This is a genomic window from Mesorhizobium sp. M1312, from assembly GCF_040318115.1.
In the GTDB taxonomy this organism is placed as follows: domain Bacteria; phylum Pseudomonadota; class Alphaproteobacteria; order Rhizobiales; family Rhizobiaceae; genus Mesorhizobium.
This window is the reverse complement of record NZ_JAMYLQ010000007.1, coordinates 36,705-61,525: the sequence shown is the minus strand read 5'-3', so window position 1 is coordinate 61,525 and position 24,821 is coordinate 36,705. Positions and strand designations below refer to the sequence as shown.

General features: G+C 62.2%; 22 protein-coding genes and 2 pseudogenes. 12 read left to right on the top strand and 12 right to left on the bottom strand.

What is annotated here, in order from left to right; translation table 11 throughout:
- The first annotated feature begins 3 nt into the window (after window positions 1-3).
- Window positions 4-1,590 (top strand): SpoVR family protein, encoded by a 1,587-nt coding sequence (locus tag NKH36_RS11010; RefSeq protein WP_352958970.1) that lies wholly within the window; start codon window positions 4-6, stop codon window positions 1,588-1,590.
- 477 nt (window positions 1,591-2,067) lie between these two features.
- Window positions 2,068-2,565 carry a DUF1772 domain-containing protein gene (locus tag NKH36_RS11005; protein WP_352958971.1) on the top strand — a complete coding sequence of 166 codons (498 nt, stop codon included), beginning with the start codon at window positions 2,068-2,070 and terminating at the stop codon, window positions 2,563-2,565.
- Between the two features lie 21 nt (window positions 2,566-2,586).
- On the opposite strand, the gene NKH36_RS11000 is transcribed toward NKH36_RS11005, so the two are convergent.
- Together NKH36_RS11000 and NKH36_RS10995 are read right to left on the bottom strand one after the other, a co-directional pair.
- Window positions 2,587-2,793, bottom strand: a complete 207-nt coding sequence (locus NKH36_RS11000; protein ID WP_352958972.1) for a hypothetical protein — start codon at window positions 2,791-2,793, stop codon at window positions 2,587-2,589.
- Window positions 2,794-2,994: 201 nt separating this feature from the next.
- Entirely contained in the window at window positions 2,995-4,986 is a 1,992-nt protein-coding gene (locus tag NKH36_RS10995; protein ID WP_352958973.1) for a protein-L-isoaspartate(D-aspartate) O-methyltransferase, read from the bottom strand.
- A gap of 287 nt (window positions 4,987-5,273) precedes the next feature.
- Here NKH36_RS10995 and NKH36_RS10990 point away from each other — a divergent pair, with 287 nt between their 5' ends.
- From NKH36_RS10990 to NKH36_RS10975, 4 genes are all read left to right on the top strand, one after another.
- Complete coding sequence (locus NKH36_RS10990; protein WP_352958974.1) at window positions 5,274-7,685, top strand: phosphoketolase family protein; 2,412 nt, start codon at window positions 5,274-5,276, stop codon at window positions 7,683-7,685.
- Window positions 7,685-8,857 carry an acetate/propionate family kinase gene (locus NKH36_RS10985; RefSeq protein WP_352958976.1) on the top strand — a complete coding sequence of 391 codons (1,173 nt, stop codon included), beginning with the start codon at window positions 7,685-7,687 and terminating at the stop codon, window positions 8,855-8,857. Before NKH36_RS10990 ends, NKH36_RS10985 begins: the two co-directional genes overlap by 1 nt.
- A gap of 88 nt (window positions 8,858-8,945) precedes the next feature.
- Window positions 8,946-9,281, top strand: a complete 336-nt coding sequence (locus tag NKH36_RS10980) for a hypothetical protein (RefSeq protein ID WP_352961810.1) — start codon at window positions 8,946-8,948, stop codon at window positions 9,279-9,281.
- A gap of 278 nt (window positions 9,282-9,559) precedes the next feature.
- Entirely contained in the window at window positions 9,560-10,201 is a 642-nt protein-coding gene (locus tag NKH36_RS10975; protein WP_352958979.1) for a ThuA domain-containing protein, read from the top strand.
- Window positions 10,202-10,441: 240 nt separating this feature from the next.
- Here the strand turns inward: NKH36_RS10975 and NKH36_RS10970 are convergent, their stop codons facing one another.
- From NKH36_RS10970 to NKH36_RS10960, 3 genes are all read right to left on the bottom strand, one after another.
- Entirely contained in the window at window positions 10,442-11,107 is a 666-nt protein-coding gene (locus NKH36_RS10970; protein ID WP_352958981.1) for a DUF6064 family protein, read from the bottom strand.
- A gap of 101 nt (window positions 11,108-11,208) precedes the next feature.
- A complete protein-coding gene (locus NKH36_RS10965) occupies window positions 11,209-12,027 on the bottom strand; it encodes an aldo/keto reductase (protein ID WP_352959062.1) in 819 nt (272 codons plus the stop codon).
- A gap of 264 nt (window positions 12,028-12,291) precedes the next feature.
- Complete coding sequence (locus NKH36_RS10960) at window positions 12,292-12,732, bottom strand: hypothetical protein (protein WP_352958982.1); 441 nt, start codon at window positions 12,730-12,732, stop codon at window positions 12,292-12,294.
- Between the two features lie 463 nt (window positions 12,733-13,195).
- Between NKH36_RS10960 and NKH36_RS10955 the strand changes: the two genes are divergently transcribed.
- The 6 genes from NKH36_RS10955 to NKH36_RS10930 all read left to right on the top strand — a co-directional run bounded on the left by NKH36_RS10955 (window position 13,196) and on the right by NKH36_RS10930 (window position 18,980).
- Complete coding sequence (locus NKH36_RS10955; RefSeq protein ID WP_352958984.1) at window positions 13,196-14,038, top strand: alpha/beta hydrolase; 843 nt, start codon at window positions 13,196-13,198, stop codon at window positions 14,036-14,038.
- 49 nt (window positions 14,039-14,087) lie between these two features.
- The gene (locus tag NKH36_RS10950; RefSeq protein ID WP_352958985.1) at window positions 14,088-14,306 is read left to right on the top strand and encodes a hypothetical protein; all 219 of its coding nucleotides are present in this window, start codon (window positions 14,088-14,090) and stop codon (window positions 14,304-14,306) included.
- The gene (locus NKH36_RS10945) at window positions 14,279-14,776 is read left to right on the top strand and encodes an ABC transporter substrate-binding protein (protein ID WP_352958987.1); all 498 of its coding nucleotides are present in this window, start codon (window positions 14,279-14,281) and stop codon (window positions 14,774-14,776) included. Before NKH36_RS10950 ends, NKH36_RS10945 begins: the two co-directional genes overlap by 28 nt.
- Window positions 14,706-15,653 carry an ABC transporter substrate-binding protein gene (locus NKH36_RS10940; RefSeq protein WP_352959064.1) on the top strand — a complete coding sequence of 316 codons (948 nt, stop codon included), beginning with the start codon at window positions 14,706-14,708 and terminating at the stop codon, window positions 15,651-15,653. The genes NKH36_RS10945 and NKH36_RS10940 overlap by 71 nt, the downstream gene beginning before the upstream one ends.
- A gap of 1,326 nt (window positions 15,654-16,979) precedes the next feature.
- Window positions 16,980-18,353 (top strand): coiled-coil domain-containing protein, encoded by a 1,374-nt coding sequence (locus NKH36_RS10935; protein ID WP_352958989.1) that lies wholly within the window; start codon window positions 16,980-16,982, stop codon window positions 18,351-18,353.
- A 234-nt stretch (window positions 18,354-18,587) separates the two neighbouring features.
- A complete protein-coding gene (locus tag NKH36_RS10930; RefSeq protein ID WP_352958990.1) occupies window positions 18,588-18,980 on the top strand; it encodes a hypothetical protein in 393 nt (130 codons plus the stop codon).
- 300 nt (window positions 18,981-19,280) lie between these two features.
- On the opposite strand, the gene NKH36_RS10925 is transcribed toward NKH36_RS10930, so the two are convergent.
- The 7 genes and pseudogenes from NKH36_RS10925 to NKH36_RS10895 form a co-directional block, all read right to left on the bottom strand.
- Entirely contained in the window at window positions 19,281-19,409 is a 129-nt protein-coding gene (locus tag NKH36_RS10925; protein WP_352959068.1) for a hypothetical protein, read from the bottom strand.
- A 17-nt stretch (window positions 19,410-19,426) separates the two neighbouring features.
- The gene (locus NKH36_RS10920) at window positions 19,427-19,930 is read right to left on the bottom strand and encodes an MOSC domain-containing protein (protein ID WP_352958991.1); all 504 of its coding nucleotides are present in this window, start codon (window positions 19,928-19,930) and stop codon (window positions 19,427-19,429) included.
- 97 nt (window positions 19,931-20,027) lie between these two features.
- Window positions 20,028-20,165 (bottom strand): annotated as a pseudogene (locus NKH36_RS10915) (MOSC N-terminal beta barrel domain-containing protein); the annotation flags it as partial.
- 25 nt (window positions 20,166-20,190) lie between these two features.
- Window positions 20,191-21,852: pseudogene (locus NKH36_RS10910) on the bottom strand (ABC transporter ATP-binding protein).
- A gap of 11 nt (window positions 21,853-21,863) precedes the next feature.
- The gene (locus NKH36_RS10905) at window positions 21,864-22,691 is read right to left on the bottom strand and encodes an ABC transporter permease (RefSeq protein ID WP_352958993.1); all 828 of its coding nucleotides are present in this window, start codon (window positions 22,689-22,691) and stop codon (window positions 21,864-21,866) included.
- The gene (locus NKH36_RS10900; protein WP_352958995.1) at window positions 22,688-23,629 is read right to left on the bottom strand and encodes an ABC transporter permease; all 942 of its coding nucleotides are present in this window, start codon (window positions 23,627-23,629) and stop codon (window positions 22,688-22,690) included. The genes NKH36_RS10905 and NKH36_RS10900 overlap by 4 nt, the downstream gene beginning before the upstream one ends.
- On the bottom strand, window positions 23,611-24,810 hold the full coding sequence (locus tag NKH36_RS10895) for a C45 family autoproteolytic acyltransferase/hydrolase (RefSeq protein ID WP_352958997.1): 1,200 nt from the start codon (window positions 24,808-24,810) through the stop codon (window positions 23,611-23,613). The genes NKH36_RS10900 and NKH36_RS10895 overlap by 19 nt, the downstream gene beginning before the upstream one ends.
- Window positions 24,811-24,821 lie beyond the last annotated feature (11 nt).

Sequence of the window (24,821 nt, the reverse complement as noted above, 5' to 3'; positions counted from 1 at the left end):
CCGATGGCGAACCAGACCAGCAAGTCCGGCCAAACGGGCAAATCAGGCCAAACCAGCAAATCAGGATTGCTCTTTTCAGGGTCTGACTGGGATTTCAAGACACTGTCGCGCGCCTACCAGGCGATCGAGGCGCTCGCGATCGAAGAGCTTCACCTCGACGTCTATCCGGTGCAGATGGAGATCATCTCGTCCCAGCAGATGCTTGACGCCTATTCCTCGGTCGGCATGCCGCTGATGTATCGCCACTGGTCCTTCGGCAAGCATTTTCTCTACCAGGAATTGCTCTATCGCAAAGGCGGGCGGGGGCTCGCCTATGAACTGGTGATCAATTCCAATCCTTGCATCGTCTACCTGATGGAGGAAAACACCATGGCCCTGCAGGCCCTGGTGACAGCTCATGCAGCGCTTGGCCACAATCATTTTTTCAAGAACAATCATCTGTTCCGGCAATGGACGGATGCCAGCGCTATCCTGAGCTATCTGGACTTCGCCAAGGGTTACATTGCCCGTTGCGAGGAGCGGCACGGCGTCGCCGCGGTGGAGGCGATCCTCGATGCTGCCCACGCGCTGATGGAACAGGGCGTGTTCAGATACCGCCGACCGCCGAAGCTGTCGTCGGAGCGGCAGCGTGAAGGCGTTCGTGAGCGCCTGGAGTACGAAGAGCGTTCTTACAACGATCTGTGGCGCACGCTCCCGCCGTCGAAGGACGGGAGCAAGCCCAACGAAACGGACACCGGCATCGCGGAGCGGAAGAAAACGCTCAACCTGCCCGAGGAGAACCTGCTCTACTTCCTGGAAAAAAACAGCCTGGTCCTGGAGCCTTGGCAGCGTGAAATCATCAGGATCGTCCGCGTCGTCGCGCAATACTTCTATCCGCAGCGGCAAACGCAGGTGATGAACGAAGGCTGCGCCACTTTCGTGCACTACACACTCATGAACATGCTGTTCGATCGCGGCCTGATCAGCGAAGGCGCGATGCTGGAAATCCTGCGCAATCATTCGAACGTGATCTTTCAGCCGGGCTTCGACGACTCGCGGTTTTCCGGCATCAATCCTTATGCCTTGGGCCTCGATATGATGCAGGACATCCAGCGCATATCGACTGAGCCGACCGCCGAGGATCGTGACTGGTTCCCCGATATCGCCGGCAACGGCAATTGGCGCGAAACCCTGCTCGACGCATGGGCGAACCATCGCGACGAATCTTTCATCCGCCAATATCTGAGCCCCGCCCTGATGCGGAAATGGCGGTTCTTTATCCTCGCCGATGCCGCTAGCGAACCGCATTACGAAGTCGCGTCGATCCACAATGAGCGTGGTTACGAAAAGATACGCGCCGGGCTCGCCCAGAACTACGACATCGGTGCGAGCCGGCCGGATATCCAGGTGGTGGATGTGGATCTGCTCGGTGACCGACAATTGCGGCTGGAGCACAAGGTGAAGAACGGCATCATGCTGGAGGAGGCCAGTCGCGACGCCACCCTCCGCCATATCCGGACCCTGTGGGGCTATGAGGTCAGCCTGGCGGCGATCGATGCGCAAACGGGCGGGACGCTAAACGAACGTTCGACCAGCCAAATCGGTGAATGACCAAAACCGGAATGGCCGGCGACGGCGTCGTTCTACAGCCAGCTTCCACTCTTGGGGTCCGATGCCCTTGCCGTAGGACCAGGGAAGGTCGGTTCCGTGGGAATCTCAGATGGTGTCTCGGGAGGAATTTCGGGCTGCCTTTCCGGGCTGGGAACGGGATCAGGCGAAGGCGGAGGAACGCCCGGAGGCTCATCCGGAGGAGTTTCCGGCGGAGCAGGCGGCCGTGCAGGCTCGGGATTGGGATTATCCGGTATCGGCACGGGATTGTTCGGATCAGGATCGCTCATGTCCCTTTCCTTGAGGAGGATCACCTTAGGATGACAACCATCGTGCCGAACGATGGTTCCCTGCCGTTGCGGTGCTCAATGCCAGCGGCGCTGGAAATGGGGTAGCGCCCCACCATCGTCACCTTTACCGGGCCGGCGAGCACTCTATGTACGCTGCGTATTGCGAGGCACGGTTCAGGGAGTAACTTGCATGCGCGCGCTCATGATTGTCACCCTTCTTCTGGTCGCAATCACGATGGCGCTCTCGCTCGCGCACGCGTTGGAGTTGCCCGGCAAGTTGCGCCTCAAGGAAGCCACCTACAAATCTATGCAGGCGATATACTATCCCGGCTTCACGATCGGCGGGTTTGCCGAGATCGGCGGCATCATAGCGCTCGCCATCCTGCTTTACTTGACGCCTTATCCAGGCGCTCGATTCTGGTGGACCTTGGCGGCGCTTGTCTTCTTGGTGGCGGAACATGCGACTTATTGGTTGGTGACGCACCCCGTCAACAATTTCTGGGTGCAAGATACCGCCGTGTCGAAACCAGCCGCGACGTTTTTTTCAATGCTCCGTCGGAAGCAAAGTGGCGACTGGCGAGACTTGCGCGACGTTTGGGAAGCCTCGCACGTCGCCAGGGCAGGCTTGGCGATGCTGAGCCTGATCTCAATTGCTGTCGCCGCGACATTTTTTTCTGGGAGTGAATAGCGCGAAGGATGCGCAGCGACGCTACTTGTTCGTCCGCATCTTTTGCCTTGGGTTGATCCCGCCAAGGGCGTTGGTATCGTTCTCGACGTCGCCCTCCATCGTGTTTTCACCTTCGAGCAAGAGTTCGTCGCCTTCCTTGATCGTGCCCTTGGAGGTCCCGATACCGGGATTGTTCCTCAGATCGGCATCGCTCGGCTTTTTCCACTTTGGATGTTTGGTTCCGCTCATGGCACAGCTCCTTCGAAAAGGGGTCCTGTTCTAGAAACAGCAGGGCGCGATGGATGTTCCGCCGAAACTCACCTTGATGCCGCCTTGTCCTAGAGGCGGCAAAAGCGCGTCGCAATTGACCGGCCTCACGCGACGCGCTTTAGGTTGTTGTTTATGCATGTTGTTATCGCAAAACCGCTGCGCACTTTTGCGCGACATGCATTAGAGCCCGAACGGATAGGTGTCGGGAACGCCCGTTCCCACATGCTCCGGCCCAAGCGGCGTCACCGCGACGGTTTCGTCAAACCAGACGAACGCGTCAAACTGCTTGGAAAGAGAGGCATCCGCGTAATGGCTGCGCAGTTCGGTTTCCGGCCGATAGATCACGCCGATGAAGCGCTCCAGCCGACGCTCGAGAAGCCGATCGCGAAGATCGTCGTCGCGCTTGATGTCGAGCAGGAAACGCGAGACACCGCAGTCATGGCAAAGCCGCTCGTAGCTATCGTTATGGGAAGGCCGCACCCGCTTGATTTCCATCTCGCTGTCCCAGTCGGAGGCCGCGGCCACTGTCCCGGAATGCGTACTGAGCCCGATCAAGGCTGCCTTGTCGCCGAAGCGTTGGCGGCAAAGCTGGCCGATGTTCACTTCGTCCCTGACAATCCCCATTTCGGTGTAGCGGGCGTCGCCAATATGGGAATTATGCGCCCACACGACCGCCTTGGCGTTCGGCCCGCGAGCTTCCAGCAGATGCTCGAGCGTCTCGAACATATGGGTGTCGCGCAGGTTCCATGACTGCGCGCCGCCATAGTACATGATTCGATAATAACGTTCCGCGGAAGCGATCAGCCGGGCATTCTGGGTGGCCTCCAGAAAATCGACGCCGTCCTGCTGCACATAGTCGAGCTGCTTGGCAAGCAGTTCGCGGCATTGTTCGAGCACGGCCTGCTCGCATTTCTCGTAGCCGGAGGAGAGCGCGACGCGGCCGTAGGTAGATGGTTCATGTTGCCAAGGCGTCAGGCAGCCATAGCGTTCACGTGCGATCTTTGCCGCCTGCGGATCGACCCTGTCGAGATATTGCAGAACCGCGGCGATCGATCCGCTCATATTATAGATATCGAGGCCGTAGAACCCCGCCAGCCGCGACGATATCCTGATGCGCTCATTGTGTTGTCGCATCCAGTCGACAAACACCGCGACGTCGGTGTTGCGCCACATCCAGGTGGGAAACCGCTGGAACGGCGGATCGGCGTTGGCCCGCGGCGGCCGATGGCGGACGTAGCGGTCGATCGCCGCTGCATCGGGCCAGTCGGCCTCGACTGCGACGATGGTGAAGCCGTGCTTCTCGATGAGCCTGCGGGTGATCGCCGCGCGCGCCCGGTAGAACTCCGACGTGCCGTGGCTCGCTTCACCGAGCAGGACGACGCGCCGGTCGCCAAACCGGTCGAACAATTCGCCGAATGCCAGACGGTCGAAGTCCGGCAGCGGTTCGGCCGCCGCCGCGATCATCTCCGGCAGGCTGCGCGAGCGCGCCCGTCCGGACGGACGATCCGCGATACGGTTGCCGCTCTCGGGCCAGCCCTGCTCGCCGATGAGCGGGACAAACCGCACGCCGCCGAAATCCTCCTCGCTGTAAGTTGCAGCGCCGGTTCGGGTGACCTTGAGAAGGCGCTGATCATGCGGTTCGTCGCCGACCGGAATGACGAGCCTGCCTCCGACGTCGAGCTGTTCCTGAAGGGCAAGCGGCGCACCGGGTCCGCCGGCTGCGACCAGAATGGCATCGAAGGGCGCTGCGTCGGGCCAGCCTTTGGTGCCATCGCCGGTGCGGACTTCGATATTGTCATAGCCTAGCTCTTCGAACCGCTGTCTCGCCGTTTCGGCCAACCCGGCGTGGCGTTCGATCGTGTAGACGCGTTCGACGATGCGGCTCATCACGGCAGCCGCGTAGCCTGAGCCGGTGCCAACCTCCAGGACATGGTCGCCCGGTCCGATCTCTGCCATCTCGATCATCAAAGCGACGATGTAGGGCTGCGATATCGTCTGACCCTCCGCGATCGGCAGCGGCCCATCCTCGTAGGCGAATTCTTCAAAGCCGGGTGCGACGAAAGCCTCGCGCGGAACCTCACGCATCGCTGCCAGCACCTCGCGGTCATGAATGCCACGGCGGCTGAGCTGGACTTCGACCATTCGGTCGCGTGCATCGGGAAGATCGAGCATCTTTTGCTCCTCTTTCGGGCTGGCGGTCCTCCGCACTGATTGTCCCCAATCGCGCCCAACGGCTCCCCGGCAACAATCCCTCGATCGGCGAGCGCTCGACTCCGCAGCGCTTGATCTCGTTTCGGCGGCTCGTCTCCTTAACCGTTGGCGAGCTTCCAGGTTCCTGCAAAAGAGCGATTGGCGGGCGCAAATGGCGGCTCCAGCCGAACTTATTTCCGTGAAAATCCTTTCTCCGGGGCGATCTCACTCCAGATATCGACGAGCTCACGCATTCTGGAGACGTTTCGATGAACGACGAGGCTCGGACCACCGCGCAGCCAACAGGCCTTGATCAGGTCAATCTCATGGACCGCTATTGGCGCGCCGCGAACTACATTTCGGTTGGCCAGATCTACCTGCTCGACAATCCGCTGCTGCGCGAGCCGCTGAAGGCCGAACACGTCAAGCCGCGGCTGCTCGGCCATTGGGGCACGACACCTGGCCTCAACTTCATCTATGTCCACCTGAACCGCATCATCCGTGAACGCGATCTCAACGTTCTATTTATCTGCGGCCCAGGTCATGGCGGCCCGGCGATGGTCGCGAATACGTGGCTTGAGGGTACCTACAACGAGATCTATCCCGAAATCGGCCAGACCGAAGACGGTCTGAGGAAACTCTTCCGGCAATTCTCCTTCCCTGGCGGGGTGCCAAGCCACGCTGCTCCGGAAACGCCCGGCTCGATCCATGAAGGCGGAGAACTGGGATATGCGCTGGTCCATGCTTTCGGCGCGGCCTTCGACAATCCTGATCTGGTGGTCGCCTGCGTCGTTGGTGACGGTGAAGCGGAAACCGGTCCGATCGCCGCGTCATGGCACTCCAACAAGTTCCTCAACCCGGCATCCGACGGCGCCGTGCTGCCGATCCTGCATCTCAACGGCTACAAGATCGCCAACCCGACGATCCTTGCCCGCATGGATGACGTGGAATTGCGAAGCCTGTTCGCCGGCTATGGCTACGAGCCATTTTTCGTCGAAGGTCACGAGCCGATTCCGATGCATCGGTTGATGGCCACGAAGCTGGACACCGCGCTGGACAGAATCCGCTCCATCCAGAAGCGCGCCCGAGCGTCGGGCTGGCAGGGAGAGCGTTCGCTGTGGCCGATGATCGTGCTGCGCAGCCCGAAGGGGTGGACCGGACCGAACGAGGTCGACGGCAAGAAGGTCGAGGATTTCTGGCGCTCGCATCAAGTTCCGGTGTCGAACGCGCGCGGCAACGAGGCGCACCGCAAGATCCTCGAAGACTGGATGCGGAGCTACGAACCAGAAAAGCTGTTCGACAACAGTGGGCATCTGCTTCCAGAGTTGGCGGCGCTTGCGCCAACCGGGTCAAAGCGCATGGGCGCAACCCCATACGCCAATGGCGGATTGCTGAAGCGCGACCTCGTGCTTCCCGATTGGAAAAGCCTGGCGCTCGATGTACCGCGTCCGGGAGGTGCCACAGCCGAGGCGACGCGGGTTCTCGGAAGCTATCTCCGCGACGTTATACGCCTGAATGCGGAGGCCAGGAATTTCCGGCTGATGGGACCGGATGAGACGTCCTCCAACCGCCTTGACGACGTCTTCGAGGTTACGGACCGGGTCTGGATGCAGCGGATCGAGCCCTATGACGTACAGCTTTCCCGTGACGGCCGTGTCATGGAGGTGCTCAGCGAGCATCTCTGCCAGGGTTGGCTGGAGGGCTATCTGCTGACCGGCCGCCATGGCCTGTTCTCCTGTTACGAGGCGTTCATCCACATCATCGATTCCATGGTCAACCAGCATGCGAAATGGCTGAAGACATCCCGCGAGCTTGCCTGGCGCAAGCCGATCGCTTCACTCAATTACCTGCTGACCTCCCATGTCTGGCGGCAGGATCACAACGGCTTCAGCCACCAGGATCCGGGCTTTGCCGATTTCGTCGCCAACAAGAAGGCCGATACGGTCAGGCTCTATTTCCCGCCGGATGCCAACACGCTGCTCTGGATAACCGACCATTGCCTGAGAACCTACAACCGCATCAACGTCATCACCGCCGGCAAGCAGCCAGCGCCGCAATGGCTGTCTGTCGAAGATGCAGAAACGCACTGCAGGGCGGGGGCGGGGATCTGGGAATGGGCCGGAACGGTTGCGAAGGGCGAGGATCCGGATGTGGTCATGGCCTGCGCCGGCGACGTGCCGACGCTGGAGACGCTCGCTGCCACCGACATTTTGCGTTCGGCGCTTCCGGACCTGAAGGTTCGCGTCGTCAACGTGGTCGACCTGATGACGCTGCAGTCGAATTCAAAGCATCCGCATGGCCTCGCCGACGAGGATTTCGACGCGCTGTTCACGAAAACCAGGCCAGTCATCTTCGCCTATCACGGCTATCCCTACCTCATCCACCGGCTGACTTACCGACGCGCCAACCATGACAACATGCATGTGCACGGTTTTCGCGAGGAAGGTACAACCACGACGCCGTTCGACATGGTCGTGCTCAATGAACTTGACCGTTTCCACCTGGCGCTCGCCGCGGTCAAACACGTGCCAGCTCTCGCCGAACAGGCGAAAGGCCTTGCCGCCGAACTTCAAGCGAAGCTTGTGGAACATAAGGCCTATGTCCGCGACTACGGCGAAGACATGCCCGAGATTCAGGAGTGGAACTGGCCCGAGAACAGCACGACGAAGGCCGGCGATTGATGCGACACGCAATTCTTGCACTGAACGCCGGCTCCTCCAGCATCAAGTTCGGACTATATGACCTTGAACCGTCGGCAGAACTGCAACTCGTCTCGCGTGGTACGCTGGATCTGGGCGATGCGCCGAGGCTCAGCGCGAAAGCGGCCGACGGATCAGTGCAGTGTGATCGGCCGCTTGCCGGAGACGCACGCGAGACGGGCATCGGCGATTTGCTCGACTGGATCGACAGCGAACTTGGCGGCAGGAAACTGGTGTCCGCCGGTCATCGCATCGTGCATGGCGGGCGCGAGTTCGTCGAACCCGTCCGTCTGACGCCGGACGTAATCGACGCCTTGGACAGGCTGACGCCGCTTGCTCCGCTGCACCAGCCTCGCAGTCTCGAGCCGATCCGCACACTTGCGGCGTTGCGGCCGGATCTGCCGCAGGTCGGATGCTTCGACACAGCCTTCCATCAGACGATCGATCCAATCGTGAGCCGCTTCGCGCTGCCGCGCAGATACGATGCGGAGGGAATCCGCCGCTACGGGTTTCATGGGCTTTCCTACGAATACATCGCCGGGCGGCTAAAGGCGATAGCGCCCGCTCTTGCAGCGAAACGGACGATCGTCGCCCATCTCGGCAACGGAGCGAGCCTGTGCGCCATGCGCGACGGAAGAAGCGTCGATACGACGATGGGGTTTTCCGCGCTCGACGGCCTGGTCATGGGCACGCGTTGCGGCGCCATCGATCCGGGCGTGCTTTTGTACTTCGTGCTGGAGAGAGGCATCGCGGGGGAGGCTCTGCAGCACATGCTCTATGAGGAATCCGGGCTGCTCGGAATATCCGGCATCTCGGGCGACATGCGCACGCTGGAAGCGAGCGACGACCCCCACGCCCGCGAAGCAGTAGACCTTTTTGCTTTCCGGGCCGCAAGGGAGGCTGCCGCACTCGCCAACACTTTGGGCGGGCTCGAATGCCTCGTGTTCACCGCCGGCATTGGCGAGCGCTCGGCGCCGGTCCGCAAAGCAATATGCGAAAGGCTTCATTGGCTTGGCGTGGCGATCGACGAGCCATCCAATGGCTCTCATGCCGGGATCATAAGCCGACCGGACAGCAAGGTCGAAATACGCGTCGTCGCGACCGACGAGGAGAGGATCATCGCTCGCCACACGCGCGTGCAGGGGAATGCCTGATAACGCAACCAACGGTGCTGTTTTCCAAGACAAGGAACCCTGCGCGCCCGCGACCGTTCCCCTGTCTGATACCAAAGGGAGAGATCCAATGGCCGAAACCGCTAACACCGCAGGCGCCTCAAAGGCGGCAAACGAAGCCCAGGAGGCGATGAAGAAGCAGATCGCTGAGCTTCGCCGCGAGATCACGAAAATAAATCGGACCCTTTCCGACCGCGCCGAGGAGGCACAGGGCTGGTACGACAGCGCCGCCGAGCGGGCCTCGCGCGCGGCCCGGCAATTGCGTAGCCAGGCGCACACCGTGACTGAAACTGTCCAGCAGAACCCAGGCACAATTTCTTCGGCGATGATGCTTGGCGGCGTGCTCGGTGTTCTCTTGGGAATTGTGATTGCAAAGAGTTCCGAGCCTGAACGGCGGTGGTTCTAGAGGCAGATCACAATCCTTGCGTTGCCGAGCCCATCGGAAAGCAAGCACGGCTTTTGCGTTGTTGGCATCGGTTGCCACGAGCGTCGCCAACCCGACCGCGCCACGCAGCTAGAAGAATGCGGCGATCCACTGAAAGCAGGGCTCGCCGTCTACCGCGGCGTTGGGGCTGTGCTGCGCAAACTGCCAAAGTCAAACCAGTCACCACTAATTTCGTACAGCTCTTGTTTCATTGATCATCTTGCTGACAGTCTTCTTGCAACCAACTGACGGAGAAGAAAATGCGGCAAGCGCTGATCGTATGGGGCGGCTGGGATGGACACGAGCCGGAAGAAGGTGCGCGCGTCGTCAAGGCGACGCTCGAAGAGGAAGGATTTGGCGTGCGCGTCGAAACCACGACCGAGATATTCGCCGACCCCGCGATCGCCGATCTGAGCCTAATCGTCCCGATCTACACGATGGCCAAGCTTGGGAAGAACGAGGAGCTCAACCTGACAAAGGCAGTCGAGGGCGGTGTCGGCCTTGGCGGCTATCACGGCGGCATGTGCGATGCCTTTCGTGAAGCCACGGAATACCAGTTCATGTGCGGCGGCCAGTGGGTGGCTCACCCGGGCAACATCATCGACTACCGGGTCGACATCACCCGGCGAGACGATCCGATCATGAACGGCATCGATGATTTCCCGTACCGTTCCGAGCAGTACTACATGCATGTGGATCCATCGAACGAGGTGCTGGCGACCACTACCTTTTCCGGCGAGCACGCGTCCTGGATAGAAGGCGTGGTCATGCCGATTGTCTGGAAGCGCCGGCACGGCAAGGGAAGGGTGTTCTATTCGGCACTCGGACATGCCGCCAAGGAGTTCGCGGTGCCGCAGATGCGAACGATATTTCGCCGCGGCCTGTTGTGGGCCGCGCGCTGAGAGCGCGACAGTCGGCCCTGCTGGGACTGGTCGCCACCCAGGAATCCCGCCGCGCTGTCAGACATGGATTTGGTGAAGGATGGCGCCGAACCTGAAACAAAAAACCCGCCTGGCGGCGGGTCGGCGCGAATAGGCACCGTAAACAATTTCATAGCACAGCTGCCGGCACAAAGCAAGAACAAACGTGCTGCCGACAATCGCTCACGTTTCTTGCCGGAGCAAATGCCGAAGCGCCGGGTATCACCGAGCAATGCGGCGCAGGGTCAAGGCAGCGACAGCGGTGCCCGCTGCCAGAAGCGGCAGCCAGGCTTGCGGATCGCCAATGGCATGGAGCGTCAGGGCGCTGAGCAGCAGCCACAGCAGCGGGATCGCAAACAGCAGCGGCACAAGCTTGCCGCTCGCTGCAAGCAGGACGCCGAGCGCTATGATCGCTGTCGGGTCCGGCGCGATGCCGAAGACCTCGGCGCTCGCCCATGGCCGCCCGAAGAGCGGCGGCAGGAGGGGATAGAGGACGAGACCAGCGGCCATGATCAGCAGTCCGAGCCGCCCTGCGATATCCCGCCGGTCGAAGGCGAGGCCGCCGCGCGCGGCACCGCCGACCGCCAGCAGCAGCGCCTGCAGGCCGAAGGCCGGCGCGACATAGGCGATCGCCCAGTTGATCACGGCATAGCGGCTCCACAGGAAGGACCAGCCGACGAAGGCAAAAAGTGCGGCGAGGATGAGCGCAATCCAGAGGCCGTGGCGAGGCGGCCGCAACAGCACGAGCAGGACCATGGCGAGGCCGGCGGCGAGCGTCAGGAGGTGCAGCGGCCAAAACGCGGCATTGGCCAACTCGAACATGCGCCAGTAGACGCGCTGCGAGAAGAGCAGGAAATCTTCCAGCCGGTAGGTCCACCATTCCGACATCTAAGCAGGTTCCGCAAAGTGTCCCACGGTTTTGCGACAAGAACCTGCGACAAACAACAGAATCTAAGCAGGCATTCGTGGGCCAGCCCACGAATGCCTGCTTAGAGGTCCCGGACGTAGGCCGCCATCTGATCGCGCATGGCCGCGTCGGGGAGAGGACCGGTCGCCGCCATCACGTTCTCGCGCACGTGTTCGACGCGGGTGGTGGCGGGGATGGCGACGGTGACGGAGGGATGCGAAAGGATGAACTTCAAAATGAACTGCGCCCATGTCCCGGCACCGATCTCGGCCGCCCAGTCCGGCAGCGTCTCGCCTTGGAGCTGGCGCGTCAGCGCGCCTTGCCGAAACGGCCGGTTGACGACGACGGCCATGCCGCGCTCGGCCGCCAGCGGCAGGAGCCGTTGCTCCGCCTCGCGGTCGACGACGTTATAGGTGAGCTGCACGAAGTCGAGCGGATGCGCATGCATGATTTGTTCGAACAGGTCGTGCCGCCGTCCTTCGGACGTTGTGATGCCGACATAGCGGATCCGCCCGTCCGCCTTCATGGCGAACAAGGTTTCGAGATGCGTCTCCCACGCGACGAGGTTGTGGACCTGAACGAGATCGAAGCGCGGCACACCCCAGAAGCGGCGCGACTCCTCGATCTGCGCGGGTCCGTCGCCGCCGGAGGAGGTCCAGACCTTCTCGGCGGAAAACAGTGCTTCAGGCCGGCCGAGCTTCTCGAGGCCATAGCCGATCACGGGCTGCGAAGAGCCGTACATGGGCGAGGAATCGATCATGCGGCCGCCTGCCGCGAAGAAGGCCGCCATCACCTCGGCGCACTCGTCGCGCAGCACCGGATCGTCGCCGACATTGAAGGTGATCCAGGTGCCCAGCCCCACTGCGGGAAGCATCTCTCCCGATGACGGGACAGCGCGCATCACCGGCGCAGGCGACGCGCCGGGTGCGGCTCCCGGCAACACCAGAGCCGCTCCGGAAGCGGCGGCAGCCTTCACGAATGTCCTGCGGGTGATGATCATCGTCTGCCATCCCTGTACTCCCGACTCCTTGTACTCCCGACCACAAGAATGGTTCCGGGCGACCGCCTTCGCAGGGCCGATCGGCGGGGGGCCGGCTGTCGGTCTCTAGCGACTGTTCCGAACAGAACGAATGGTGCAGGGTCTGGGTTGCGCCAGCCAGCCCGATTACCTGGCGATGGCTCCTGTCCTGACTCGATGGCGCTGGCGGGCATATGCCACGCAGCCGTCGACCGTGCTGACGCAGAGCGCGTCGCGGTGGTTCGGCGTGTTGTTGTCGCCGGCGTAGGCAACCTCGGCGACACGGCCATCAACCATTCGGATTTGCGTGTTGCAATAGCCGCCAGGAGCGACGTTGAGCGATCCTCCAACCGTCGGGACCGCACCCACGGCCAAAGTTGGAATCACGACGTTGAGGTTGCCGCGTTGAACGGTACGCTGATAGGTCCAGATCTGGCCTGATCCGCCGGCATCAGCGGTGGCAGTCGGAAAGCCGGCGCACATTCGAACGTCCGCCTCGCTGAGACCGACCATCTCTTTGCGGGCTGCCGCCGTTGTGGCGTCTTCCTTTGGGAGGTTCGACGTGTCCGGGGCGACGCAGGAGGACACGATCGAACTGCCGGCCAAGAGAACAACAACAAGGACAAGCGTTCGGATGCGGGAAGATATCATACCGACTGTGGTGATTTGCGCTGAGCCCCGAGATCCTAGTTAGGCAAGCAGACAATCGAGTCAACCTGCACAACTTCACGATGTCGTTTGTCGTGCCGCTCGGCCGACCTTGAGCTGACGGCGCCGCTGCGATCGTCGCCGCGATCGAAGCCCAGGATGAGCCACGCGCAGGCGCGGCTATTGTGCGCGACATAACCGCGGCTCCACGCATCTTTTGCAGCACGTCAAGTTTCCGGAAACCCGGAACTGACGCGGCGGGCCGGATAGCTGCTCATGCTCGCCCCGATGAGGTTCGGCGTTACACGATGTAAAATACGTACTTTCCTGACACTATGGATAAACAAATGCTTTTCAGTCGCACAAAATGATGAACAATGAAATTGAGATCGGGGAAAATTCGATGCGCAACGTCAGCGGACATGGCAAGCGCCTGTCCTATTACGATTTCGGGCACACGACGGTGTACGCCTCCCGCTTCGACCAGCGCTTCCCCTATTGCGCCTATGTGCCCGACGACTATGACGAGGACGGCGACAAGACCTATCCGCTGGCGGTGATCGTGCATGGCACCGAACGCGGCATGCTCGCCTACCGGGACGCATTCGCCGACTTCGCCGAACAGAACGGCGTGATCGTGCTCGCCCCGCTTTTCCCGGCGAATATCTGTTTTCCGGGCGATCTTTCCTCTTACAAGATGCTGCGCCAGGACGACCTCCACTACGATGCCGTGCTGCTCGATATGGTCGACGAGATGCGCGAGCGCTATCGCATCCGCGGCGACCGCGTGCTGATGTACGGCTTCTCCGGCGGCCACTTCACCCATCGTTTTCTGTTCCTCCATCCCGAACGTCTGCTGGCTGCATCGATCGGTGCGCCGGGCGTCGTGACCCTGCTCGACTTCGATCATGATTTCTGGGTCGGCGTGCGCGACTTCGAGAGAGTGTTCGGCAAGGCCATCGACCTCGACGCCATGCGCAAGGTCGCCGTGCAGATGGTGATCGGTGGTGACGATCTCCAAACCTGGGAAATCACCATCAAGCCGGACGATGACTGGTGGATGCCCGGCGCCGATCTCGCCGGCGCGACCCGCAACGACCGGATCAGATCGTTGAAGGGCAGCCTGGAGAGACACGGCGTCGAGGTGCAGCTCGATGTCGTGCCTGGCATCGCTCACAACGACCGCGAGCTCATCGCCAAGGTCACGGAGTTCTTTGCGCGGGCATTGAATGCCGCGCCCGCCTGAAAAACTGCGGTCAACAAACTGGAGATAAAAAATGGGAACAGGATTGAGAATGGGAAGACGATTGATCCAGGTGCTGGCGGCAATCGCGTTGATGGCGTGTGCATTGCCGGCGATGGCGCAGGAGCAGCCGAAAACCGGCGGCACGCTCAAGGTCCGCATCAACGCAGATATCCGCGCCACCGACGGTCTCAGCCGAGACGCGAACACCGACAGGTGCTGCACCATATCTTTGAGACGCTGGTGGCTTATCGCGCCGATCTCACGGTAGGGCCGGCACTGGCCGAATCCTGGAAAGTATCGGACGACGGTAAGACCTATGCCTTCACGCTGCGCGACAGCGCGGCTTTCCACAATGGCGACGCCGTCACCTCATCCGACGTCAAATGGAACTGGGATCGCCGCATGGACCCAGCCAACCAGTGGTTTTGCGTTCCGTTCTTCGACGGCAGCCAAGGCCTCAAGGTCGAGCAAGTGGCGACGCCTGATCCACGCACCGTGGTCTTCACGCTCAACGCGCCGAATGCGCTCTTTCTGGCGCAGCTCGCCAGTGTCCAGTGCAATGGCTGGGTCGCCAGCCCGAAGAATGTCGGCGCTGACGGCAAATGGATCGCCGATTCCGCCATCGGCAGCGGCCCGTTCAAGCTGGAGGAATGGGTCAAGGGCCAGTATTTGGCGCTCGAGCTTTGCCGACTACAAGCCGGCGAAAGAGGCGCCGAGCGGCTTTGCCGGCAGCCGTGAGGCCTATGTCGACGAGGTGCGCTTCATGGTTATTCCCGACACGGCGGCGGCGGAGACCGCGCTGTTTGCCGGCGAACTCGACGTCCTTCCCGATCTTGAATCATCGCGTGTCGAGGAAGCCAAGTCGCGGGGCATGACTGTGCTGTCGACGCAAGGCCTGTCATGGACGGCGATCCTCCTGCAGACCAAGGATCCGCTGCTGTCGAACGCCAAGATGCGCGCGGCGCTGGCGCATGCCACCGACATCAACCAGATCGCCGCCGCCCGCACCAACGGCGTCGCCACCGGAGGTCCCTCTGCCGTCGCCCAGGCGAGCTCGTTCTTTGACGACGAATTCCTCAAATGGCCGGAATACGACCCGGTCAAAGCCAAGGCATTGCTGGACGAGGCCGGCTACAAGGGCCAGCCGATCAAGATCCAGACCAACACGCGTTATCAGGGCATGTATGAGAACGCCGTGCTGCTGCAGGCGATGCTGACGGCCGCGGGCTTCAATACCCAGCTCGAAGTGCTGGATTGGGCGGCACAACTCGACAATTACCTTGCCGGCAAATTCCAGATCCAGTCCTTCGGCTATTCGGCTCGTCTCGATCCATCGCTGATGTATGGCGTCATCCTCGGCGACAAGGCGACCGATCCGACGGCGCAGTGGGACAGCAAGGAGGCCCTCGACCTCTACACGAAGTCGATGGCCACGACCGACCCCGCGCAACGCAAGGCGCTGTTCAAGCAGCTCCATGCCCTCATGGCAAAGGATGTGCCGATCCTTGGCCTCTATTACGAGCCATCGGTCGACGCGATGTCATCGAAGGTGAAGGGCTATTCGGTATGGCCGGCGGCAAACCCCCGCGTATGGGGTGTCTGGAAAGGCGAATAGACTGGCGGTTGTCTGTCGCTCGAAGGATCGGAGGCGTGTTGCCTCCGATCTTTCGTTTGAGCTACCTGGTGGTGAAAACCTGACGCGTGGTTCGGGGCCGCAAACCCGCTTAGGGTGGGAAGGAGACCTAAACTCACCAGCTCTCCGACGGCGCGTTTGCGCCAGGAGCGGTCGTTCGACAGCGATCCGAGCAGCAATGGCCGTTGTGCATGGCCGTAGTGCTACCGACGTTTAGTATGAGGTGACGGTTGACCGTGGAGGTCTGTGACCTAGCTTTGTGACCTAGCTTAAGCTCAGGTGGACCGTTCCAGAGCCGGAATGGCAGAATGATGCGCACAGCGGGAGAACTCTCGGGACGTTGAGATGCAGAGGTGCAAGTCGGTTTTCAAAGCCTGTGCGCCCTTGGCGGCCGATAATCGGCGGTCACGGCATCTTCAAGTTCCGATTCAAACAAAAGTGATCCGCGCCGGCATGTCTATCGGCGCGGCGACCGGCGCTCCGCCATGCAACAACAATTCGGGCACTGGAGGGACCTCGAAGCAAGTGTCGGAGGGACACTGCTCGAAGCAAGTGACAGCTTCGAAAGCGATCAAAGGCTTTAGCCAGCACCAAGACGAGGGGCCAAACACCGCTTCACGAACTTGAGAATACACCCAAGACCGCACAGGCACGGCAATGTCAAATCCTCTTGCCGAAATTTACGCAAACGACGCAGATCTCGCCATCCTGGGCGGGATAGCAACATTTGCCTCGGTGGGCCTCTATCTTGTGCTCCGGCGTATCCTTATCGCGGTGCAACGGCGTCGCCTCAAATCAGATGTGAGCGAAGGCGGATCTGACCTCCCCGAGGAGGAGGTTTCTTGGGATTGGGAAAGCCCGGTCGACGTTGCAACCGAGCCTGCTTCTTCTTCTCAGGTTGCGGTGCCCTCAGACCCGGCAGACCTGGATGATCGGCCTCAGCATGCCAATTACCTTCGGTTCGGGGTGCGAATCGAGTATTTCGACGTGATCTCCGAAGCTTGCCAGAGCTCGTCTGTGGCCCAGACCAACGCTTTCGCTTCCGCGACGGACATACCGCAATCTGGCCGGCTTGCGACATCGATCAGAGAAATCGCTGGCTATGTTCATAGGCAGGTGGCGGCTAATCTTGCCGCCCTAACTAGTCCAGTATTGAGCGCTCTGAGCCGTATGCCGACGCAACTCGCCCTCGCGGAGGATCCCGACCCCACAGCGACGGCCTCACCCCCTCGCGTTCGCAGGCCGATCGGTCTTGTGCCCCGCTTTGGCGTCGCCGCAATCTGTCTGGCCGTGCCGCTTAGCTATGCGATGACGAGACAAAACTGGGTCGAAAGCGTCCCCGTCATTTCGCGGGCCCAAGGCACGAGTGTCGAACTGCTCAGCCCGGATTTCACGGCTGCCCGGGCGCAAGTCGGTGGTCAGGCAGCCGCTGCAGGGGAATTGGCCGGCCAGGAGCACCGGGCGGCGGAAGGCGAGCGCGCCAGGAGCGCCGCTCTGCAGCGAGCGCTGCTCAAGTCGCGCAAGGAGATCGACGCGCTGAGGACAAGCATGGCAGCCGCCGACAACGTACGCCGGGAGCAATTGCGCAACGAGCTCGCGGCAGCCCGCACAGTTGACGCATTGCGGCGCATTGCTGGAGATGCCCGCACGATGCTGCGCGAGGCCACCAACTATGTCTTTACAGAGATGCCCGCTGCTCATCTGGAGCGTCAGCGAGCCGGATCGCTGACGCGCGATCTATCGCGGGCGCGGGCGCAAATTGAACAGCTCGAGGCCGAGGCCGCCGAGGATCGCGCCAAGGCCAAGGCTTCGCTGGCGCAAGCAAGCGGAATGCTCGACGACGAGCGCCGGAAGTCAGAGAACCTTCGTGGCGACCTCGCCGAAGTGAAATTGTCCAATGCCGCGCTCATGGAGCGCGCGGACGCGGCTGAGCAGGAACGGGCCGGTGCAGTCACAGCGAGAGAACGAGTGGAGCAAACCGCAGCCGAGACGGAGCGCGCGCTGGCTCGAGAACGCGCTGCAGCAGCGCCGATTCGTGAGGAGCTAAAAAAAGCTCGCCTCGAGCGCGACGCGGCTGAACAGGAACGAGCCAGAGCAGTGTCAGCGAGAGCGCGTGCCGAGCAGACTGCAACCGAGACGGCACAGGCTCTGGCACGAGAACGTGCTGCAGCAGCGTCGACGCGTGACGAGCTGGAAAAAGCTCGCCTCGAGGGCGTCGCGACGGAGCAGGAACGAGCCAGAGCAGTCTCAGCGAGAGAACGTGCCGAGCAGACTGCAACCGAGACGGCGCAGGCTCTGGCGCGAGAACGCGCTGCGGCAGTCTCTACCCATGAGGACCTCGATAAAGCTCGCCTCGAACGCGACGCCGCCCGAGCACTTTTGATACAGGTCGCCAGGCTGAAGGAGGCTCTGGACAAGCAACGTGAAGTCACTGTTTCTCTTGCCCGCGACCTGGCCGCGGCGCGCGCGGACAATGACAGGCTCAGGGCTGAGCGTCGCAGCGCGCAAATTGAGCGGCCGCTGAAGCCGCGCTCTGGCCGCGCAGCAGCCGCTGCCGGCGGGGTGAAGGCTGTCAGCCAGAAGACTGCACGCAGCAAGGTTCGCAACCCGTCGCGGATTGCCCGGGTGCGTTCTCTCACACTTCCCTATCCCCTCAGGCCAAGACACGCGACATTGGAATGATTTCCAAAACGACTGTGCGGTCCTCCTATCGAAGGCCCAGGGACTTTGGGAGGCATTGCCTCGCACCCTCTCACGACGCCGCGGATGAATCACCCCATTCGAATTCATCCTGCTCTCGTCGGCGAGGAGTTCTGCGCAATACGCTATGTCAGCCCGATCACGCCGCCAGTCGCGTTCAATTCGCATTTGATAGGCGCCTGCCGCGTCTCCACTTTGCCTTGCCGGACATAGTCGATGCTGACCTCAACGGGAGCCGAGATCGTATCCGGGCTCAACCGACGTATGGAACCTGCGCTGCTGACGCGCACACTGGTCGCGCCAAACGGGGCGGCGGCCGACTCGATTGCATCATGGCAGGCGCGAACGACTTCATCCGGGACGCCCGGCAGCGCCTTGATTGGACTGACCGTCGATGGACTGGTGCTGGCGCTGGGAGGCTGGAGGTTGGCCGGGAGGTCGAGCGACCGTCCGGCCCCTGCGGACCGGGCGACACTGACGGCAGTTGCCGTCATTGCCGCCGTTGCAGTGGTGCTGGTCCCATCGTCGTCCACCGGTGAACTACTGCTGGAGCCGCTGGGAACGCCGCCAGGTCCTTTGTGCGCGCCGCCTTTGCGGCCTTCACCGTGATTGCTACCAGCGCTATTGCCTCCGCCACCGTGGCTGCCAGCGCTATTGCCTCCGCCACCATGATTGCCACCGCTATTGCCTCCGCCGCGCTCGCCGCCGGCAGCAGCTCCTGCGCAAGCTACCGCGATCGAGCAAACGAATGCGAAATATGCCCAGCTGGATTCAGGGGATTGACGCACGACCACCTCCACAAAAGCGTCGGTCGAACCGTCTTTCCGCGGCATGCAGTCAGGACGGCGCGACCGCCGCCACCCCCAGGCAAACTCGCCACGGAAGTAACTAGGGGATGAATCCGGTGGATCAAGGACGCGGTGCGTAGTGGCCGGCATCAGCAGCGAGTTCGGCAAACAACGCATACTCCGCATAGCCGCCATCGAACTTACTGCCCATCTTACCCATCAGCCGCCGCAACGTGCCGCCGTCCGGCATCGAAACCTGGAAGAAGGTCAGGCTTCGTTCAAGGTGACCTGGTCGCCCAGCCTGATCTTGCCCGGCTGCATGACCTGGCAGAGCGCGCCGAAGCCGCCTTCGCCATGGCGCGCTATGGTTTGCAGCACTGCCGGTTCGAAGGCGAGACGGCCTTGCGCCAGCGCCGTGAAGGTGCAGCGCGCGCACGGTTCTGAAATCATGATCCGCGCCTCGCCGATCGAAAGCACTTTGCCGATGATCTGCTGCTCGACGAAACCATCCCGCGAAGCGTCGGTTTCGATCACGATGTTGGGCCGGAACCGCCTGGAATTCACTTGCGAGGCATCCAGAAGCAGGCCGGCAAGCCTGTTCATCGAGGCTGACGTGACGATGTGGATGTCGGCGCGCTGATAGGCGCGGCGCGATATCGGCCTGGGCTTCCGAGCCGAAGGGGACGTGCGGGTGCAGCGCAGCCGGGAAACCGAGGAAGGCCGAAACCAGTTCGCCTGCGAGGCTGGAGCCGGCATGGATCCAGGTGCCATCGTCCAATCCGATTTCCGGCCGGTCGCTCTTCAGCCTTGCAAGAAGGTTAGGCAGCGGCCGCCAATGTTTTCGCTTCTCCGGCGCGGCAACAATTCCGTCGCGCCGGTCGACGACGCCCCAGATGCGATCGCCGGGAATCCCGCCTTCCGCAAGCTCCGTCCCGTCCAGCCGTTCGCCGCCCATCGAACTGACGGGATATCGCCAGATTTCCTTGATATGGCCGAACGGTGTCATAATGCGGAGACGAGCCATGTCGCCGTCATTGCGCCACTGCCTTGCGTGCGCCCGCGCCGTCGGTGAAATTCCGGTCGATCAGCATCGCCGCATCGAGAAGGGCGCGTGTATAGGCGTGGCGCGGCCGGTCGAAGACGTTGTCGCGGTCGCCGATCTCGACGATCCTTCCGTCCTGCATGACGGCGACCCGGTCGGCAACCTGCTCCACCGCACCCAGATCATGCGAGACGAACAGGCAGGCGAAACCGTAGCGTTCCTGCAACGACCGGATCAGAAGCAGGATCTGTTTCTGCACCGTCATGTCCAGCGCCGAAACCGGCTCGTCGGCGACGACAAAGACCGGTCGCCTGACGATCGCCCAGGCGATGGCGACGCGCTGGCGTTGGCCGCCCGACAGCTGTTGCGGGAAGCGCTCGAGAAGGTCGCGCGTCAGCCCCACTTCCTCGATGACCTCATCCATGCGCGCGGTCCGTCGCTTGCGATCCAATTCGGTGTCGAGCTTCAACGGCTCGGTGACGATCTCGGCAATGGACTGGCGAGGGTCGAGCGACGAATAGGGGTCCTGGAAGACGATCTGCATGTCGCGACGCTGCGCACGCGCGTCAGCCGATCGTCCATTCGCAATCGCCTTGCCAAGAAACGAGATCGTTCCGCTGAACGGCCTGACGAGGCCGACAATGGCGCGCCCGAGCGTCGTCTTGCCGGAGCCCGACGCGCCGACCAGCGCCAGGGTCTCGCCGCGCCGGATGGTCAGGTCGACGCCGTCGACGGCGCGCTTCGGTTGCGCGCGCGCAAACAGCCTGGGACGGCCCGGATAGTCGATGACGACATTGCTGATCTCGACCAGAGCGGGGCCGTTGACGGCTCTTCTCGATCCGCCGGCGCTGCGCTTGGGAAGCGCATCCACCAACCGCCTCGTGTAATCGTGCTGCGGTGCGTGAAGGACCTGGGTGCTGCTTCCCTATTCGACCGCCTTGCCTTCGCACATCACCGTCACGTTGTTCACATACTGCGACACCATGCCGAGGTCGTGACTGATCAGCAGGACGGCGGTTCCATTCTCCCGCGTCAGCTCGACCATCAGATCGAGCACGTCGCGCTGCACCAGCGTGTCGAGCGCCGTGGTCGGCTCGTCGGCGATCAGCAGGCGCGGTTTGAGGAGCATGACCGATGCGAGCATGATGCGTTGCCTCATGCCGCCCGAGAATTCGTGCGGATAGGCCGCAAGGCATTTGCCGGGATCCTTGATCTTGATCCTGTCCAGCATCGCCAGCGAGCGATCCTTTATCTCGGCGCGCGACATGGCGCGATGCAGGCGAAGCCCTTCGGCCATCTGCTCGCCGATCGTAACGGCGGGGTTGAGCGAGACCATCGGCTCCTGGAAAACCATGCCGATCTGTGCACCGCGTATCTGGCGCAGCGCCTTTGCGGCTAGACCGGTGAGCTCCCGTCCTTCGAAGCGGATGCAGCTGTCCGGGGTCGTGACCAGCGGGGCAGGGAGCAAGCTCAGGATCGAGCGGGCCGCCATCGTCTTGCCCGAACCGGATTCGCCGACCAGCGCCAGCATGTCGCCAGAGGCGAGATCGAAATTCAGCTCGTCGACGATCCGCTTTCCCGATGGTCCGACCGAGATCGACAGGTTGCGCACTGAAAGCATCGTGTTGTTGTCCCCAGCCGGCACGAGCATGTTTCCAGCACCTACATTTTCGGGTCGAGCCAGTCGCGCACCGCGTCGCCCAGCATGTTGATGCCGAGAAGCGTGATCGAGATGCAGAGACCCGGCAGGATGATCAGATGCGGCGCCTGGCCGATATAGGGCCGTGCGGTCGACAGCATGTTGCCCCAGCTCGGCGCCGGAGGCGGGACGCCCAGTCCCAGAAAGCTCAGTGCGCTTTCCGACAGGATGATCCAGCCGAACATCGTGGTGGCGAGCACGATGATCGGAGCAACGCAGTTGGGCAGCACATGCCGCGCCATGATGATGATCTCGCTGTTGCCCATCACCCGCGAGGCCTCGACATATTCCCGCTCGCGAATGGACATCACGGACGCCCGCACCACGCGCACCACGATCGGCATATAGGCAAGGCCGAGCGCAACGATGATGCCCTCGCGGCTGGCGCCGATCACCGCCATCAGGCCGAGCGCCAGGAGCAAGCCAGGGAAGGCCAGGAATGCATCGTTGACCATCATGATGGCGCGATCGACCCAGCCCCGCAGGAAACCTGCCAGAACGCCGAACACGGTGCCGGTGATCAATGCGAAGATAACCGTCGCAAAGGCGATCCAGGCGCTGGTCCGCGCGCCGCTGGCGAGGCGGCTGAGCACGTCGCGGCCGAACTCGTCGGCGCCAAGCAGGTGCAGAGGCGAGGGTCCGCTGAGGCGCGACGGCAGATCGAGCTTGAGCGGATCGTAGGGCGCGATCCACGGGCCGAACACAGCCAGAAGGATCAATGCTCCGGTGACGGCGATCCCGAAGATTGCGTTGAATTTCAGACCGGGCCGGCCGAGTGCACGGCCGATCATGCGGCGACCCTCGGATCGAGCAGTGGGTAGACCAGGTCGACGAGAAGGTTGACCACAACATAGATGAAGGCGACGAACAGCATCGATCCCTGAATCACGGGATAGTCGCGGGCATAGATCGCGTCGACCAGCAGCCGGCCGAGGCCGGGAATGGTGAAGACGGTCTCGATGACGACGATGCTGGAAAGCAGGCTGCCGAGCACCAAGCCGATCAGGGTCAAGGTGGGCGCGAAGGCATTCTTGAAAGCGTGGCGCCACATCACCGCGCTTTTCGAAAGCCCCTTCGCGCGCGCATGGGTGATGTATTCCAGGCGCGCCACCTCGATCGTGCTGGCCCTGGCCATGCGTGCAATCGGGCCGGATTCGACGAGCACCAGGGTAACCACGGGAAGGATCACATAGAGACTGGCTTGGGCGAAGTCGCGGCTGAAGGGCACGTAGCCGACGACCGGCAGCCAGCCGAGATAGAGGCCGAAGATCAGCATCAGCATCAGCCCCAGCCAGAAACTGGGGATCGAGAGCAGGATGGTCGAGGTGGCGACGACGGTGACGTCGCGGAGACTGTCCTGCTTCCAAGCGGCCAGCATGCCCGCAGGCACGGCGATCGCCGAGGCGACAAGCACGGCGAGAAAGACGATGGTCGAGGAGACGGCGAAACGGTCGAGGATAAGCGGCAGCACCTCTTGCCCGCTGCCGATCGAGCGTCCGAAATCGCCTGAAAGGACGTTGCCGGCCCAGATCAGATATTGCACCACCACGGGCTGATCGAGCCCCATCTGATGCCGCATCGCATCGACCTGTCCGGGCTGCGCGAGGTCTCCCAGCATCAGGGTCGCAGGATCGCCGGGGACGAAGCGCATCATCACGAACACCGCAACCGAGACCAGGATAAGGGTCGGTATGGCGCTGGCGAGGCGGGTCAGGACAAAGCGGACCATCGTTTCTCCTGTGCTGATATTGAAGGTCTCTCCCGCGCCGGCACTGCCTTCTCCGCGCGCTCGAGGATCTCGTCTTCGATGGTGAGTTCGTAGCGGGTGAATTCGCGGTTCTTGGCCGGCAACGGCGCGATCTCCATGACGCCGGCGGCGGGTTCGAAGACGATCATCGCCACCGTCGCCGAGAGATTGCCGCCTTCCTTCCTGATCTGCGGACGGCACACGCTGAACGGCGAAGCGAATTCGTCGAATAGGGCTTCCTTCAGGTCGTCGATGGTGATGTCGCCATGCCGCGCCGACAGGTGACGGCGCACGCGGTGGTCGCGATAGAGGCTGTCCGGCACGTCGTGAAGTCCGGTTTCGCGCAGCTTCGACAATGCCACCGGGCTCTGCCAGTGATTGGCGTGGACGATCATGTCGTTGTCCGGATAGATGGCGAAGGCCTCGTCCGGCGCGCATTCGAAATCGACCGTGAACCCCTCGGCGGTGCTCAGGATCATGTTGTTGGAGCCGGATTTCGGCGTCGTCGCCACCACCTTGATGGCATGGGCGAAATGCTGCGCCTCAAGAGCCCGGCGCCGGACGAAGGGAAGCGGAATTCCGATCCCGCGATAGTCGCGGTCCGATTCGAGATAGTTCGCGGTGATGCCGATGCCGGCCGCGTTGAAGCCGCTGCGCGCCAGTCCGCCGGCTTCGGTGAAGGTGAGGAGGTCCGGCCCGTCCGTTCGCCGGATGCGCAGCACCACCGAGGTCTCGGCGCACTCAGCCTTCCAATCCCAATTCTGGCCGTGGATGAGCCTGCCGTGCCGGGTTGCCTCCGGCAGGATCGCCGCGCCCGTGCATCCGTCGGGCTCGTCGTCGGAAATGCCTTTCTCGCGCCGGGCAAGCTGCAGGATTTCGGTACGCGCATTGACCAGGACGATCGAGGACAGGTGGAGGTTGGCGCCTGACGCAATCCCTTCCATTTCCTCGACGAGATCGGGCGCCCATTGCCGCAAGCGAGGCAGGAAGATGCCGGAGAACCGCACGACATCGTCCCGCCTGAAGCCGAAACGGTCGAGCTGGCCCGCATAGAGCGCTACCGAAGCGCCGATACGCCCGCGCGCCTGTTCGCCATAAGCTATGCCACGCTCTCTCGGCGCCCCATCGATCTCGACAAGCGGAAATGGTGCGACTGTTGTCATCAAACGGAAGC

Excerpts from the sequence above, each read along its gene's own strand:
- NKH36_RS10980 (WP_352961810.1), top strand. The coding sequence starts at position 8,946 with ATGGCCGAAACCGCTAACACCGCAGGCGCCTCAAAGGCGGCAAACGAA.
- NKH36_RS10935 (WP_352958989.1), top strand. The coding sequence starts at position 16,980 with ATGACGAGACAAAACTGGGTCGAAAGCGTCCCCGTCATTTCGCGGGCC.
- NKH36_RS11005 (WP_352958971.1), top strand. The coding sequence starts at position 2,068 with ATGCGCGCGCTCATGATTGTCACCCTTCTTCTGGTCGCAATCACGATG.
- NKH36_RS10995 (WP_352958973.1), bottom strand. The coding sequence starts at position 4,986 with ATGCTCGATCTTCCCGATGCACGCGACCGAATGGTCGAAGTCCAGCTC.
- NKH36_RS10950 (WP_352958985.1), top strand. The coding sequence starts at position 14,088 with ATGGGAAGACGATTGATCCAGGTGCTGGCGGCAATCGCGTTGATGGCG.
- NKH36_RS10990 (WP_352958974.1), top strand. The coding sequence starts at position 5,274 with ATGAACGACGAGGCTCGGACCACCGCGCAGCCAACAGGCCTTGATCAG.
- NKH36_RS11010 (WP_352958970.1), top strand. The coding sequence starts at position 4 with ATGGCGAACCAGACCAGCAAGTCCGGCCAAACGGGCAAATCAGGCCAA.
- NKH36_RS10930 (WP_352958990.1), top strand. The coding sequence starts at position 18,588 with ATGCTGACCTCAACGGGAGCCGAGATCGTATCCGGGCTCAACCGACGT.
- NKH36_RS10970 (WP_352958981.1), bottom strand. The coding sequence starts at position 11,107 with ATGTCGGAATGGTGGACCTACCGGCTGGAAGATTTCCTGCTCTTCTCG.
- NKH36_RS10895 (WP_352958997.1), bottom strand. The coding sequence starts at position 24,810 with ATGACAACAGTCGCACCATTTCCGCTTGTCGAGATCGATGGGGCGCCG.
- NKH36_RS10925 (WP_352959068.1), bottom strand. The coding sequence starts at position 19,409 with ATGCCGGACGGCGGCACGTTGCGGCGGCTGATGGGTAAGATGGGCAGT.
- NKH36_RS10900 (WP_352958995.1), bottom strand. The coding sequence starts at position 23,629 with ATGGTCCGCTTTGTCCTGACCCGCCTCGCCAGCGCCATACCGACCCTT.
- NKH36_RS10955 (WP_352958984.1), top strand. The coding sequence starts at position 13,196 with ATGCGCAACGTCAGCGGACATGGCAAGCGCCTGTCCTATTACGATTTC.
- NKH36_RS11000 (WP_352958972.1), bottom strand. The coding sequence starts at position 2,793 with ATGAGCGGAACCAAACATCCAAAGTGGAAAAAGCCGAGCGATGCCGAT.
- NKH36_RS10920 (WP_352958991.1), bottom strand. The coding sequence starts at position 19,930 with ATGGCACCTGGATCCATGCCGGCTCCAGCCTCGCAGGCGAACTGGTTT.
- NKH36_RS10975 (WP_352958979.1), top strand. The coding sequence starts at position 9,560 with ATGCGGCAAGCGCTGATCGTATGGGGCGGCTGGGATGGACACGAGCCG.
- NKH36_RS10985 (WP_352958976.1), top strand. The coding sequence starts at position 7,685 with ATGCGACACGCAATTCTTGCACTGAACGCCGGCTCCTCCAGCATCAAG.
- NKH36_RS10905 (WP_352958993.1), bottom strand. The coding sequence starts at position 22,691 with ATGATCGGCCGTGCACTCGGCCGGCCCGGTCTGAAATTCAACGCAATC.
- NKH36_RS10965 (WP_352959062.1), bottom strand. The coding sequence starts at position 12,027 with ATGCGCGCTGTCCCGTCATCGGGAGAGATGCTTCCCGCAGTGGGGCTG.